Annotated in this window: 13 protein-coding genes and 1 tRNA gene; 5 read left to right on the top strand and 9 right to left on the bottom strand. The window is 60.4% G+C overall.

The window, feature by feature from the left end:
• Positions 1-16 precede the first annotated feature (16 nt).
• From secD to hinT, 8 genes are all read right to left on the bottom strand, one after another.
• Positions 17-1,819 carry a protein translocase subunit SecD gene (gene secD / locus OKC43_RS02375; protein WP_159143488.1) on the bottom strand — a complete coding sequence of 601 codons (1,803 nt, stop codon included), beginning with the start codon at positions 1,817-1,819 and terminating at the stop codon, positions 17-19.
• 158 nt (positions 1,820-1,977) lie between these two features.
• Positions 1,978-2,412, bottom strand: coding sequence for a hypothetical protein (locus OKC43_RS02370; protein ID WP_081253334.1), 435 nt, complete (start codon positions 2,410-2,412; stop codon positions 1,978-1,980).
• A gap of 94 nt (positions 2,413-2,506) precedes the next feature.
• On the bottom strand, positions 2,507-3,364 hold the full coding sequence (locus OKC43_RS02365; protein ID WP_064336756.1) for a DUF6279 family lipoprotein: 858 nt from the start codon (positions 3,362-3,364) through the stop codon (positions 2,507-2,509).
• Between the two features lie 3 nt (positions 3,365-3,367).
• On the bottom strand, positions 3,368-4,213 hold the full coding sequence (locus tag OKC43_RS02360; protein ID WP_159143489.1) for a phosphotransferase: 846 nt from the start codon (positions 4,211-4,213) through the stop codon (positions 3,368-3,370).
• Positions 4,203-4,799 carry a penicillin-binding protein activator LpoB gene (gene lpoB / locus OKC43_RS02355; protein WP_005334041.1) on the bottom strand — a complete coding sequence of 199 codons (597 nt, stop codon included), beginning with the start codon at positions 4,797-4,799 and terminating at the stop codon, positions 4,203-4,205. Before lpoB ends, OKC43_RS02360 begins: the two co-directional genes overlap by 11 nt.
• The gene (locus OKC43_RS02350) at positions 4,799-5,197 is read right to left on the bottom strand and encodes a YcfL family protein (RefSeq protein WP_270803800.1); all 399 of its coding nucleotides are present in this window, start codon (positions 5,195-5,197) and stop codon (positions 4,799-4,801) included. Before OKC43_RS02350 ends, lpoB begins: the two co-directional genes overlap by 1 nt.
• 83 nt (positions 5,198-5,280) lie before the next feature.
• Positions 5,281-6,717: a COG3014 family protein gene (locus OKC43_RS02345; protein WP_270803799.1), complete on the bottom strand. Its 1,437-nt coding sequence runs from the start codon at positions 6,715-6,717 to the stop codon at positions 5,281-5,283.
• Positions 6,717-7,067, bottom strand: a complete 351-nt coding sequence (gene hinT, locus OKC43_RS02340; protein ID WP_270803798.1) for a purine nucleoside phosphoramidase — start codon at positions 7,065-7,067, stop codon at positions 6,717-6,719. Before hinT ends, OKC43_RS02345 begins: the two co-directional genes overlap by 1 nt.
• A 252-nt stretch (positions 7,068-7,319) precedes the next feature.
• Between hinT and OKC43_RS02335 the strand changes: the two genes are divergently transcribed.
• The gene (locus OKC43_RS02335) at positions 7,320-9,332 is read left to right on the top strand and encodes a methyl-accepting chemotaxis protein (protein ID WP_270803797.1); all 2,013 of its coding nucleotides are present in this window, start codon (positions 7,320-7,322) and stop codon (positions 9,330-9,332) included.
• A 69-nt stretch (positions 9,333-9,401) separates the two neighbouring features.
• Here OKC43_RS02335 and OKC43_RS02330 read toward each other — a convergent pair whose 3' ends face one another.
• Complete coding sequence (locus OKC43_RS02330) at positions 9,402-10,277, bottom strand: 6-pyruvoyl trahydropterin synthase family protein (RefSeq protein WP_270803796.1); 876 nt, start codon at positions 10,275-10,277, stop codon at positions 9,402-9,404.
• An 80-nt stretch (positions 10,278-10,357) separates the two neighbouring features.
• Here OKC43_RS02330 and OKC43_RS02325 point away from each other — a divergent pair, with 80 nt between their 5' ends.
• The 4 genes from OKC43_RS02325 (at position 10,358) to OKC43_RS02310 (ending at position 14,002) form a co-directional block, all read left to right on the top strand.
• Positions 10,358-11,701: a dihydroorotase gene (locus tag OKC43_RS02325; RefSeq protein ID WP_270803795.1), complete on the top strand. Its 1,344-nt coding sequence runs from the start codon at positions 10,358-10,360 to the stop codon at positions 11,699-11,701.
• 112 nt (positions 11,702-11,813) lie between these two features.
• Positions 11,814-11,890, top strand: a tRNA-Pro gene (locus OKC43_RS02320).
• Positions 11,891-12,106: 216 nt separating this feature from the next.
• Positions 12,107-12,538, top strand: a complete 432-nt coding sequence (locus OKC43_RS02315; protein ID WP_041235087.1) for a CC0125/CC1285 family lipoprotein — start codon at positions 12,107-12,109, stop codon at positions 12,536-12,538.
• 204 nt (positions 12,539-12,742) lie between these two features.
• Positions 12,743-14,002 (top strand): dicarboxylate/amino acid:cation symporter, encoded by a 1,260-nt coding sequence (locus OKC43_RS02310; RefSeq protein WP_005334018.1) that lies wholly within the window; start codon positions 12,743-12,745, stop codon positions 14,000-14,002.
• The last annotated feature ends 2 nt before the right edge of the window (positions 14,003-14,004 follow it).

Below are 14,004 nucleotides of genomic sequence, written 5' to 3'. Positions count from 1 at the left end.
AGGGACAACTGTCCCGTTACACCTTCAGCGTGCGCTCGCTGCTGCGTCCCCAGAGGGGGTTGATGATGGCACGCGTTCCCCAGATCCCGGTGATCATGCTGGAGAGCAGACCCAGAATGAGGGTGATGGAGAAGCCCTGCAGCGGCCCGGAGCCGATGGAGTAGAGCACCACAGCGCAGATGAGCGTAGTGATGTTGGCATCGAAAATGGTGTGGAAGGCCGAGCGATAGCCAAAGTCGATGGCGTTGGCCAGTGAGCCCCCTTCTCGCAGACGGTCCCTGATCCGCTCGAAGATCAGCACATGGGTATCCACAGCCATGCCCACCGTCAGCACCAGACCGGCGATCCCCGGCAGGGTCAGCACGGCGCCCGGCAGCACTGCCAGCATACCGACTTGCATCAACAGGTTGGCGACCAGCGCCGTGATGGCAACCCAGCCGAACTTGCGGTACCAGGCCATCATGAACAGCATCATGCCTGCCATGCCGAAGGCCAGCGCGGTGAAGCCCGCCTCGATATTCTGCATCCCCAGCGTCGGGCCAATACTGCGTTCTTCCAGGATCTTGAGAGGGGCGGTGAGGGCGCCGGCACGCAGCAGCATGGCCAGCTCCTGAGCTTCCGGCAGACTGCCAATGCCGGTGATGCGGAACTGGTTGCCAAGGGCAGTCTGGATGGTGGCGACGTTGATCACCTCGCTCTGGGCGCGCAGTTTGCCTTGGGCGTTGGTTTTGTACTCGGTGAAGACGGTCGCCATCGGCTTGCCCACATGCTGGCGGCTGAACTGGTTCATCTTGCTGCCGCCCAGGGTGTCGAGCACGATATTGACCTGGGGTTGACCCATCTCGCCCATGTTGGCGCGGGCATCGACGATGTGCTCGCCGGTGAGTACCGGCTTGCGCGCCATGCCGACGGCCTGGCCGTTGCGATCGGCGATATAGAAGTGGCTGTCGGCTTTGGCCTCGTAGAAGGCCAGCGAGGCGGTGGCGCCGATCACCTCTTTCGCCTGCTTGGGGTTGTGTACCCCGGGCAGTTCGATACGGATGCCATCTTGGCCCTGACGCACCACCGATGCCTCGACGATGCCGAGCTCGTTGATCCGTTTTTTCAGGATCGACAGGTTCTGGGTCACGGCGTTGTTGACCAGCAGGGTACGCTCAGCATCGCTCAGCACCAGTTTCAGATCATTGCCGGAGCGGGTCAGCTTCCACTGATCCTGACGGGTACCGGCACTCTCTTTGATGATGGCGAGCCAGCTCTCCTGTTCGGCAACCTCCGGCAGGGTGACGGCTACGGCGCCCTGTGCGCTGCGCGTGACGCTGGCGCCGCGCAGATTGGCTTCACGGAAGCGGGTGCGCAGGGTATCCACCAGATTCTTGGTCTGATTGTCGATGACAAAGTCCACGTCTACCCCGATCAGCAGCTGGGAGCCGCCACGCAGGTCGAGTCCCAGCTTGATGGGATCGGCGCCGAGGCGGGTGATCCAGGCCGGTGCGTTGGAGTGAAACTCCAGGGTCAGGGCGGCACTGTCGACCCCTTGCTGCTCCAGCAACTGCTTGGCGCGCTGCTGTTCGCCCTGGTTGGCAAAGACCAGCTCGACTCGCTCGGGTTGCTCGATCACCTTGAGCGGGGTCAGGTGTTTGTCGCTCAGCAGCATCTGCTGCTGGGTGGTCAGGCGCGGCTGTCCGTGCAGGCCGAGGGAGGGCTGCTCACCGAAAAAGGTGGGCAGGGAGTAAAAGGTAAAGGTCAACAGCATCAACAGCAGCAGTGCGTACTGCCACTTGCTCATGCGGTTGAGAACTGTTCGATTGCTCTTTCTCATGGCAAACAAGCCTCTGTCAGGAGAATGGTGCCCGGGCCGATAGCAACAAGGCTCGGCAAGGCGCAAAAAATGGGATGCATCAGATGCGGATCAGGCAGTTGCCGGATCCGTCAGGAAGAGGAGATGAGCAAACAGTGGATGTGCCAGCCCCTCCGGGGTCAGGCGCTCAGATAGCTCTGGGTGAAGCGATATTGCAGATGTTGGCGCTGTAGATGGCGCCGGTGGATCGCGCCAAAGCGCTCGCGAAAACTCTGTTTGTGATAGAGCTCGGGTGCCAGCATCAGCCAGCCGAGCAGCAACAGCAGGATGGCCTGGGCCGACCAGCTCTGGATCAGCTCGTAGACCACACTCTTGGGCTGGTTGTCACTGCGCAGGGATTGTTCGAGACGCAGCAGGTGATTCTGATGGCTGCCGACAAACTTGATGATGCCATCATCGCTGTCGCTAAGCTGATTGAACACCTGAGTCTGCTGCTGTTCACTCTGGGGAGATGCGGGTAGCAGCGGGCCTTCCATTCGGGCGATGGAACAAAGCAGGGTGAGGGCGATAACCAGAGTTACCAGCACCAGTTTTACTTTGTCGATAAGGCGCAAAAGTTAATTCCCGATAAATAGGAAGGGCAAACTACCATAAGCGCCCGGTTTGAACAAGGTTGCCCGGGCGCATGGCACCATTCGGTGCCGCTCGTCAGCTGCCGCTCATCTGCTTGAAGTCGCGGGCGTAGCCCTTGAGCAGGGAGTAGAGATGGGCTCGCTGGGAGATATCCAGCGACTGGCTCATGGCGCTCAGCCAATTGACGGTACGCTGGCGTGACTGCTCGGTATAGCCGGTAAAGCGGCCATCCATCAGTCCATCCCCCTCGGCCAGCAGGTTGGTCAACTCGCGGGTAAAGTCGGGACTCTGGCGCTGCTTCATCAACCTGTCCAGCTCCTGGGTCCAGGACTCCTGAAACTCGAGCCAGGGGGGCATCAGCTCGTATTGCCATTCGGCCCACTGGGCCACCAGTGGCGCCTGTGCCGGTTTCACCTCACCAATCCAGAACTCGAGCCGCTTGTTCATCTTGTCGCGAAACTCCGCCAGCATCTGCTCTTTGGGCTCAGTGGCAAAGTCCTTTTGCCGCTCCTGTTGCCGCTTGACCCGATCGGTCATAAAGCGGGCCACCTGCTCGTCGGTCAGGGTGCGCGCCAGCCTGACCGCACGGGGGATGGTGTTTTCCAGCGTGCGGGTCAGGCTCTGCTGCACCGCATCGAGATTGGTCGAGATCTGCTCCGGCGTCATGGGGCTGGCCACCGCCTTGGCCAGTGCATCGAGATCCCTGGCGTAGCGCGGCAGCTCGTGTTGGCGATGCCAGGCCATCAGCCCCTTCACTTCGCGGCTGAGCAGATCCTTCTGCGAATAGGAGAGGGCAAAGTAGTCATCAAGCTGCCAGATGATGGCGGTATCGAGCCAGTAGTAGATCACCCGGGTGGAGCAGCCGGTCAGCAGCAGGCCGATCAGCAGCAGACCCCAGGTTTTCGGCTTGTGCCAGCGCACCTTGTTTATCATCTGTTACTCCAGTCGTTGCCGGTTGATGGCGATCAGGGTGTCATAGTCGAGTGAGGGCTGTTGCTCTGCCATCAGCAGGGCCCAGAGCAGGCCGATATAGTCGACCCAGGGTAAAAATGCCTCGCTCTGAAAATCGGGCCACTGGTGGCGCGGCACGGCCTGCAGATAGTGCGCTTCCAGCTCGTCGCGCCGCTCGGCGGGCCACTCATGGGTGCGCTGGATGCTGGCGAGCTCAAAGCCGGGGTGACCTGCCGCGCCATACTCCCAGTCGATGACCCAGGGTTTGCTTCCCAACAAGTTAGCCGGATTGAGATCATGGTGGCAAGGGCGCCAGCAATCATTTGGCTCACTGCTGGCGAGCAAGCCCCGCTCCAGGGCGGGCAGCCAGGAGGGAATGTGGGCCAGTCGGGCGCGATAGCCCGCGGCGTGGGCTCGCACCGCCATCACCACCGCAGGCAGCGGCAAGCGATGGAGCTTGCGCAGCACCTCAGCCAGCAGACGGGGCTGATCGACTGCCGGTGGCGCCGCGTGTACCCAGTTTGGCTCATCGCACCATTCGAGCAGCATCAGACCGCTGGCGGGATCGCCATAGTGGCAAGGCAGCGCCAACCCTTCGGCCATCGCCCCCTGATAAAGCTGCCACTCGGTGGGACGGTCGATACCAAGGCGCACCGGGTCGGGGTGCCCCTGACGCAAAAAGTAACTGCGCCCCGAGGGGAGGCGCAGTCGATAGTTGCAGTTGGTCAGGCCTAACCCGAGTGGTTCCAGCTGCCCCTCCCGCCAGGGGGCGGGCAGGCTGGCCAGTAGCGGATCACAGTTGCCTGTCTGCGGGAGCCTGTTACCAGCCAAAGGTGGATTTCTTCGCCTGTTTGCGGATCTCTTTCTGATCGGCCCACAGCAGTTCGCCGTTTTGCAGATCCATCAGGTTCATGGTCATCTGGTAGTAGACATCCTTCACCTTGCCATTGTCTTTGACGATGCTGGCGAGGTTGCCATAGACCATGTAGCGGGCACCGGTCTGCTTGCCCAGACGTACCATGGAGGCAGGATCCACCATGCCGCTGCTCTGCTGATATTCGAGCTGCTGCTTGACGGCGGCGACTTTGCTCATGTCGACGAAGCGGAACTTGCCGGCCCGCAGCAACTTGGTGCGGATGGTGTCGGTGATGGCTTCGGTATCGATGTGCTCGGAGGTCTTGTTGCGGATAGAGTCCATAAACATCACCGGACGGCCGCCTGCGGTGATCTCGCTGGTGGCAGGGGAGGCGAGCATGGAGTCTGCCATCTTGTCGGCGATGGCCTGCAGATCGCTTGAGCCGTAATCGACGGTGACGGTTTCGGTTTCAGTGGGATCGCCATAGCTGACCGTGGTGCTGGAGCAGCCGCCCAAGAGCAATGCAGAGGTCAATATCAGCAGGGCATGATTCATTTTCATCAGTAGGATTCCTCAATCACTTCGCGTACGTAAATCCGGTAACCCTGCGCCGCCGGGCTGGGCGCCAGGGCCGAGAGGGTGCGGGTCTGATAGCCATGCAGCTTGATGGGGGTCCAGCCGCAGCCATCGCTGGCGACCTCCTGACCGGCCTCATCATACCAATAGAAGATATATTGCAGCTTGTTATCGCCGCGCTGGGTGCTGGCGGCGGCTACATTGACCTGCAGCAGGCCATTTTGCTGGCGGCGGCTCAGCTCGGTCAGGGTGACGTTGACGTTTTGATGCTGCTCCAGCGTGGGTGCACCGCCCGCCGGGCCATAGAGCGCCACGCCGGAGGTGTTGGTGGCGCAGCCGGTCAGCAGCAGCGCGAGCCCGAGGGCCAACCCGTATGCTTTCATCTTGCTCTCCTTAATCGGGGTGAGTGGGGCCGCGTGTGAGCCTGCCCGGTTAATTGTCTTGCTCATATCTCTTCGCCATCTGCTCAGAGCGGCATCACCCGGGTGGTCAGACCGGCGCCGAGGCGCTGTACCCAGACCAGGGTGGTGCGTCCCTTGTGGATGGTGAGCGGCAATTGCCGCTGCGCTGCCCCCGCGCCCAGGGTGAGATTGATGTCACCGGCCGGCACCATTCCCTGCCAGCTCGATGCCTGAGCTGGCAGCGTCAGCCAACTGCGGGTATCGGCCCGCTCCGAGAGGGTGTTGAAGATCCCCACCAGAATATTGCCCACATCGCCCCCCTCTTTGGCGGCAGTGCGGCGCATCTGCTCCTTGGCCACCAGCCGCAGCGCCTGGCGGGTCAGCATGCCGGGCAGCCGCTCCTGCAGATCTTTGGCGGCCAGCGCTTCCAGCCGCACCAGTTCGCTGGTCTGCCAGGCCCGCTTGCCGACTTCCACCGTCAGCGGGCCGGTGTCGCTGGCCCGATTATCGTAATAGGGGATGGCGACGGTAAAGGTGCGAAAATCGCCGCGGGAGGTGGAGATGGGCAGCGGCAGGAACAGTTCGCGCCGCGCCGGGATCAAACCATCTTCAAACAGCACCACCAGTTGGCCTTGATCTTTTGCAAGCGGCGGCGCTTTGCGGCCTATCTTTTTCTCGGTCTCGCGGATCTCGTCCGGTGAGCCACGCAGCCGCGCCAGACGCAGCAAGGCATCTTGCAGGCTGCGGTTGTCCGGCGCTATCTGGTAGCCGCGCTGATAGTCGACCCAGGCATCGTTGAGATCCCCGGCCGCCTCATAGAGCACGGCGGAAAAATAGAAGGTGTAGGCGTTCTGAAAACCGTTCTTGACCTTGCCGATCAACCGGTCGAGATCCGGTGCGCCGCGCGACATCAGCTGGCGCATCTCGCCTTCTGCTTCGGCCTCTTCGCTCTCATCCTTCGCTTTGCGTACCTCATCGGCTCGCCGTTTCAGGGCCTGCTCCTGCACCTGATTGGCCCGGCGTACCTCCACCAAGGCGCCATCGGCATCTCCCCGTTGCAGGTAGTTGAGGGCCAGATAGTGGTGCAGCATGGTGCGTTCGTAATCGGGGGTGAGATAGGCCATCGACTGGTCGTTGGTGAGCAGACTGCCCACCTGATCCAGACCATGGCTCAGCCGGTATTCGGCCTGATTGTCTTCCCACTGAAGGCGGCTGTCGGCGGCGGTAAACGCCTGCTTGCTGCCCGCATCCTGACCCGCCAGCCAGGCAATGCGCCCCTGTTCGAGCCGATCCAGCACAAAGGTGTCATCCCCAAGAGTGGAGTCACGCACCTCGGGCAGCGCCTCGGCGGCATGACCCAGCAGCAGCTGGTTGCGCAGGGGCACCATCTGATCGGAGTAGGAGACGAACATATCCTGCCAGCGGGAGGCGCAGCCTCCCAGCAACAGCAGGGCACCGCAGAGCAACAGGGCGCTGCGGCAGGTTGAGGCGTGGCGATTCATTACAGGCTGAGCAGCGGTCCCAGCGGCTGGCCACCGACCAGATGCATGTGGATGTGGTAGACCTCCTGCCCGCCGTGGCGGTTGCAGTTCATGATGAGGCGGTAGCCATCTTCGGCGATGCCCGCCTCGCTTGCCAGTTTGCGGGCCACGGTGAACATCCGGCCAAGGGCCAGTTCATGTTCGGCTTTCACGTCATTGACGGTGGGGATCAGCACATTGGGGATGATCAGAATATGGGTCTTGGCCTTGGGCTGGATATCCCGGAATGCGGTGACCAGATCGTCTTGATAAAGGATGTCGGCGGGGATCTCTTTACGGATGATTTTGCTGAAAATGGTTTCTTGCGCCATGGCTAACTCCCTTATATGAAACAGAAAATTGAACTAGAACCCCAAGCGGCTCCCGAAAGGGGGGCGAGCAGCACGCCAAGTGTGACACAAGCCGACATTTGACACAGCTGATGTCCCATTCCCTTCAGTTATTGTTAAAAATACCGATAGCCAGAGGGACGTCATCTGCAGCGCCTGTTCAGGGTGGTCTGCAGGGTATCAAAAGGACGGGGTACTCAGGCAAGGGACTTTTGCATATACAGCGGGACAATAATGAAACAAACAATGTCGGATCTCTCCATCTTGCAGCGAGTCTACCTTGGCTTCGCGATCCTGGTGGCCGTGATGGTGGCCAGTTCACTGCTCACATTTCGTAGTCAGGAGACCCTGGGGAACGCACTGGAGCAGGTGACCCAGCAGTCTATGCCGCTGGTGATTGCCAGCAGCCAGACCCAGATCACCCTGCTCAGCGCCAACAAGTGGCTGGGGGATGTGCTCACCGAGCAGGACCCCAAACAGCTGCCGGCCGAAGTGGCCGAACTGAAACAAGCCAAGGCCGCGGTGGGCCAGAGCCTTGATGTCTTGCGCCAGCAGGTCGCCCACCACCCCGAACTGCAAGGGGAGATGAGCAACCTCAGCCAGCAGGTCGACAGCTACCTGCAACTGACCGATACCCTGCCCGGCGAACACGAGGCGCTGCTCACCCGACTGCACAAGGTCAATCTGGCCAAGGGGCAGTTTCAGGTCAGTCTGCCCCAGTTCAAGAAGAGTCTGGGTGACATGATGGTTACCATCGACGACAGCTTTATCAAGATGCTCTCCGAGACCCTGACCACCAAGCTCTCCGCCATTGAACTCTCCACCATGGACGCCCTCAATCAGACTATTCCGGCTCCCATCGAAGGGGCGCTCAAGCGCAACAAGATGCAGATCGAGGGGTTCAACAGCACCATCAAGGATCTGCAGGGGGAGCTGAAGAACTTCGAGAACGACATGGGCCACTATGTTCACGGCTTCGTGCGCGACACCACCGCAAGCGAAGGCGTGCTCTCACAGTATCTGGCGCTGATGAAGCAGCAGGAACAGATGCGGGAGAAGAGCAAGCAGGCGAGTGCCCTGATCGTCGAGATCCAGAACCGGCTTGAGCGGATCACCGGCCAGAGTCAGCAGCTGATGAGTCAAAGCATTCAGCACGCCAAAGCCACACAGAGCCAGAGCACCCTGACACAGGGAACCAGCATCGTCGTCGCCATCCTGATCGCCATGCTGGTGGCTTATACCCTGGGCAAGGCCATTCGCCGTCCGCTCAGGGAGTTGCTGCGGGTGCTGACCGAAGTGACTCAGGGCGACATGACCCAGCGCATCGGTTTTCGCAGCAAGAATGAATTTGGTCAGCTGGGCAGCCAGATCAACCTGCTGATTGCCCAGATGGGGGAGGTGCTGGCGCAGCTTTCACAAGCGTCGGCCCAGCTTAACGATGCCGCCCACGGCAATCGCCACACCACCGAATCAGTGCGGGCAGATCTGGAGAAACAGCGGCAGGAGACCGCCTCGGTCGCCGCCGCCATGACCCAGATGGAGGCCTCGGTGCGCGAGGTGGCGCAGGCTGCCAACCAGACCCTGGAGCGGGTGCAGGATGTGGAGAAGGCCTCCGAGATGGGACGCAAGGTGATGGCAGGCAATATCACCACCACTCATCAACTGGCGGGCAAGCTGCAACAGACCGGCAAGGTGATTGGCGATGTGAGCGCCATGAGCAGCCAGATCGGCAATATCCTCGATGTCATTCGCGGCATCGCCGAGCAGACCAATCTGCTGGCCCTCAACGCTGCCATCGAAGCGGCGCGGGCCGGCGAGCAGGGGCGCGGTTTTGCGGTGGTGGCCGATGAGGTGCGCAGTCTGGCGGGCCGCACCGCCCAGTCCACCAGCGAGATCCAGACCATGATCGAGAACCTGCAGCAGGGGGTAGCCAAGGCGGTGACCGTGATGCAGGAGTGCTCTCGCGAGATGGACAGCTGCGTGGATCAGAGCTCTCACGCCAACAACGCCATGGAGGAGGTGCAGGGGATTGTGGTGCTGATCAGCGACATGTCGAGCCAGATCGCCTCTGCCGCCGAGCAGCAACAGGCCACCAGCGCCGATATCGCCACCAACCTCAACCGCATCTCCGATATCTCGGATCTCAACTATCAGGGGATTGAGCGGGTAGCCGAGACCAGCCAGCAGCTGGACTCCCTTGCCGAGCAGCAAGAGAGCCTGGTCAAGCGTTTCCGCCTCAGTGCCTGATGGCAACGAGCTGACAACAGCAGGCCCCGCAGTCGCGGGGCCTGCTTATTTGGGTAAGTGATAAGAGGATCAGGCGTAGGCAATGGCGCCCTTGCCGACCCCTTCATAAGCGACAATCTTGACGAACTTGTCGCCCACCATCTTCTTCACTTCGCGGGCGATATAGCAGGCCAGCAGCTCAACCGTGGTGTCAGTGTCGATCATCTCCACCTCGGCGCTGGGGATGGCCAGCTGGAACAGCCCTTGCGGCGCCACATATTTGAAGCCGCAGTGATGCGCACCAAGCTGGGCATTGGCACGGGGGCTCAAAGCGAGCTCGGTCAGCGCCACCTTGTCCTCCTCGGTGCCGAGATAGATATCGCCCCAGCGCTCGGCCCAGTTGAGCTCAAGCTCATGGTCGCGCTCGCCATCGACGTGGATCTCGATGGGAGAGCGGTGGCCGTGGGCGATGCGCTGGCAGTTGCCATCGTGCTTTTTCAGGCCGTGGCTGTAGTGGTAGAAGGCACCGGTGATCGCCTCCTGACGCAGAGTCAGGGAGAGATCCTTGATATTGCCCGGCAGCCGTTTGGCCAGCACCGCCAGCAGGTAGCGGGTCACCGACTCTTTATCAACTTGCGGGGCCGGGATAAAGGCAAAGCCCTGGGATGGGCAGCGCAGATGGATGGAGCGACCCGGGCGCAGCAGATCCACTGTGCTTTCGTCACCATCCAGTGTCTCGACGTGGATCAGCGGGCACTCGGTCGGCACCAGCAGCTTGTGGTCCACCTCTTCATCGATGATCGACTTGATCAGCTTCTTTACCCGGCCAAAGTCCAGCAGCATGCTCATTTCGTTGAGCTCACCGCTCATTTCGATATCTACCAGCCAGCTCTCGCCCACCATGCCGCGGCGTTCGCACAGGTAGCTGGAGTCGATCACGGTCAAATCTCTTACAAATAACTTCATCAGTCAGGCCTTGCTACAGAGAAAGGGCAGTTTTGCGCTATTATGACCCGCGATTATCGGCAAAGGAACTGGAACCCCCCATGAACAAACTGCTTATCAAGAATGCCACCTTGGTCAACGAAGGCCGCATCTATGCCTCCGATGTGTTGATCGAGGGGGAACGGATTGCCCGCATCGCCCCGGATATCGAGGCGCCCGATGCGCTGGTGATCGATGCCGCAGGTCGCCATCTCATCCCCGGAATGATCGATGATCAGGTCCACTTCCGGGAGCCGGGATTGACCCACAAGGGGACTATCGCCAGCGAATCCCGCGCCGCCGTCGCCGGTGGTACCACCAGTTTCATGGAAATGCCCAACGTCAATCCCCAGACCACCACCCTCGACGCCCTCGAAGCCAAATACCAGATCGCTGCCAACACCTCCGTCGCCAACTACAGCTTCTATCTCGGTGCCACCAACGACAACCTGGAAGAGATCAAGCGTCTCGACCCCAAGCAGTCCTGCGGGGTCAAAGTGTTTATGGGCTCTTCGACCGGCAACATGCTGGTGGACAATCAGGAGACCCTGGCGGCCATCTTCCGCGAAAGTCCGGTGATGATCGTCACCCACTGCGAAGACACTCCGACCATCGCCAAGGCCGAAGAGGCGGCGCGGGCCAAGTGGGGCGAGAATGTGCCGATGGGCGAGCACGGCCGCATTCGCAGCGACGAAGCGTGCTACAAATCCTCCAGCATGGCGGTGGCGCTGGCGAAAAAATACGGTGCCAAGCTGCATGTGCTGCATCTGACCTCGGCCAAGGAGCTGTCGCTGTTTACCGCCAGCCACGACCTGAGCGAGCTGAAGGACAAGAACATCACCGCCGAGGTGTGTGTGCACCACCTCTTCTTCAATGAAGCCGATTACGAGACCCAGGGCAGCCTGATCAAGTGCAACCCTGCGGTGAAGAGTGCCGCCGACCAGCAGGCACTGCTGGATGCGGTACGTAACGACGTGCTCGACATCATCGCCACCGACCACGCTCCCCACACCTGGGAAGAGAAGCAGAACAGCTACTTCAAGGCGCCGTCCGGTGTGCCGCTGGTGCAGCACTCTTTGCAGGCGCTGCTGGAGCTCTACCACAACGGCGTGTTTACCCTGGAGACTATCGTCAAGAAGACCTCCCATGCGGTGGCCGAGCGCTTCCAGGTGCAGGATCGCGGTTATATCCGCGAGGGGTATTTCGCCGATTTGGTGCTGCTGGATCTGGGCAAGCCCTATGTGGTCAACGATGACAACATCCTCTACCACTGTGGCTGGTCGCCCTTCAACGGCTACCGCTTCCACAGCACGGTGGAGATGACGTTGGTGAATGGCCAGATCGCCTGGCAAAACGGGCAGGTGACTGACCAGATCCTGGGCAAGCGGCTGACCTTTAACCGCTGATTGTTCGCAAAGCAGGCGAACGCACCGTGGCCGAGGAATTGGCGGCGTTTCCCTGTTGACAGGGCAGGGTCATCTCCATAAACTCTGCCCCCGTCAGCCGAGCTGACTCCGTCGGTGTGTAGCGCAGCCAGGTAGCGCATCTGCATGGGGTGTAGAGGGTCGGAGGTTCGAATCCTCTCACACCGACCAAATTCCCCGGTAAAGGCCTTGTCAAACGACAAGGCCTTTTCTTTTGCCTGCGATTTGCCGCACAGGCGTGAAGCCAGTGGTGATGCATGCTGGTCGCTGCTGGCGCGAGCGGATTGTGCAGCCACTGCGCTTTATGTTGTAGTAACGACTCTGTTGCTCATTTGCCTGGCGAGGTTTCTCGTGTCTGCATCCGTATCTAAACCCTGTTGTCTGCTGATGCTCACCCTGCTGCTGGTGGGCTGCGCCACCCCTTACGAGAGTGAAAAGTCATTCTGGAACGGCCAGACCGGCTTCTCCCAGACTCGGCTTGGCCCGGACAAGTGGCAACTGGAGTTTGTCGGCAACGATCTGGTGGACAGGGAGACCGCCCGCAAATATGTGCTCAAGCGGGCAGGGGAGCTGGCACTGGCAGAGGGTTACTCCTGGCTCAAGGTCGATGAGCTGACCATTAACCGCGATGCCGTCAGGGTGACCCCATCACGGCCGATCTTCGGCTTTGACGAAGATGAACCTGATCTCTTTATGGCCCAGATGCAGGTGCAGCATACCATCTCGGCGCTGCTCACTTTTCGCCTGTTGCCACGGGCACTCGATGAGCGAACTCTGAATGCGAAATATCTCGCCGAAATCAAAATAAACAGTGATTAATATTGGTGGTTTGCAAGATCTATATCACATACACCTAATGGCAGGATAAAATTCTGGATAAAGCCTCTAGATTTACCCCCTGCTTTTAGGCATTCTCCCAGCATACCAGCCGCCAGGAATCAACGGCTCGGATCACAAAAACGGACTGTAGTGGCTCCCACGCCACTGTTTACGGCTTGCACCAATCAAAACCGGGACTCCCCCATGAAAATGAATAAACTGACGGTCGCCATCCTCATCTCCATGATGTTTGGCATCCTCACCGGCCAGGGCTATCGGATGTTTGCCGCAGATCAGGCTGCGGATTTCGCCAATAACATCACGATCCTGACCGATATCTTCCTGCGCCTGATCAAGATGATCATCGCTCCCCTGGTCTTCACTACCCTGGTGGTCGGTATCGCCAAGATGGGCGACACCCGCACCGTGGGGCGTATCGGTGCCAAGACCCTCGGCTGGTTCATGCTGGCCTCCCTGATGTCCCTGAGCCTGGGTCTGGTGATGGTGACCCTGATGCAGCCGGGTGTGGGTCTCTCGCTCTCCCTGCCCAATGACACCGCCAGCTCGGGCATTGCTGCCGGTGCCATTACCCTGAAAGATTTTGTGACCCACGCCATCCCCAAGAGCGTGGTCGAGGCGATGGCCACCAACGAGATCCTGCAGATCGTGGTCTTCTCCCTCTTCTTCGGTCTGGCTGCCGCCGCGCTCGGCGATCTGGCCAAGCCGGTGGTGGTGCTGATGGCCAGCGCTGCCGAGATCATGCTGAAAGTGACCGGTTATGTGATGAACTTTGCACCGTTCGCGGTATTTGGCGCCATCGCCGCCATGGTGGCCAAAGAGGGGCTGGGTATTCTGGTCACTTACGGCAGCTTTATGGCCCAGTTCTATATCGCGCTGGCCTGCCTCTGGTTGCTGCTGATCGCCATGGGCAGCGTCTTCCTGCGTGGTCGCGTCATCAAGCTGCTGGCGATGATCCGCGAGCCCATCCTGCTGGCCTTCTCGACCGCCAGCTCCGAAGCGGCCTATCCGAAGACCCTGGATCGTCTCGAGAAGTTCGGTTGTGACAAGCGCATTGCCAGCTTCGTGCTGCCGATGGGGTACTCCTTCAACCTCGACGGCTCCATGATGTACTGCACCTTCGCGGTAATGTTCATCGCCCAAGCGTATGGTATCGAGCTCTCCATGGCCCAGCAGATCACCATGCTGCTGCTGTTGATGGTCACCTCCAAGGGGATGGCCGGGGTACCGCGCGCCTCTCTGGTGGTGATTGCCGCCACCCTGAACCAGTTCCATATTCCGGAAGCGGGCATTCTGCTGCTGCTGGGGATCGACCACTTCCTCGACATGGGCCGCTCTGCCACCAACGTGTTGGGCAACGCCATCGCCGCCAGCGTGGTCGCCAAGACCGAAGACAGTCTGGGTGAAACCGTCGCGCTGGGCGAGAGTGAGCCAGCCAAAGCCTGATC

The sequence above is a fragment of the Aeromonas sp. Y289-2 genome, assembly GCF_027705925.1.
In the GTDB taxonomy this organism is placed as follows: domain Bacteria; phylum Pseudomonadota; class Gammaproteobacteria; order Enterobacterales; family Aeromonadaceae; genus Aeromonas; species Aeromonas veronii.
The sequence above is the reverse complement of the archived record's forward strand: the minus strand, read 5'-3'. Positions and strand labels throughout refer to the sequence as shown.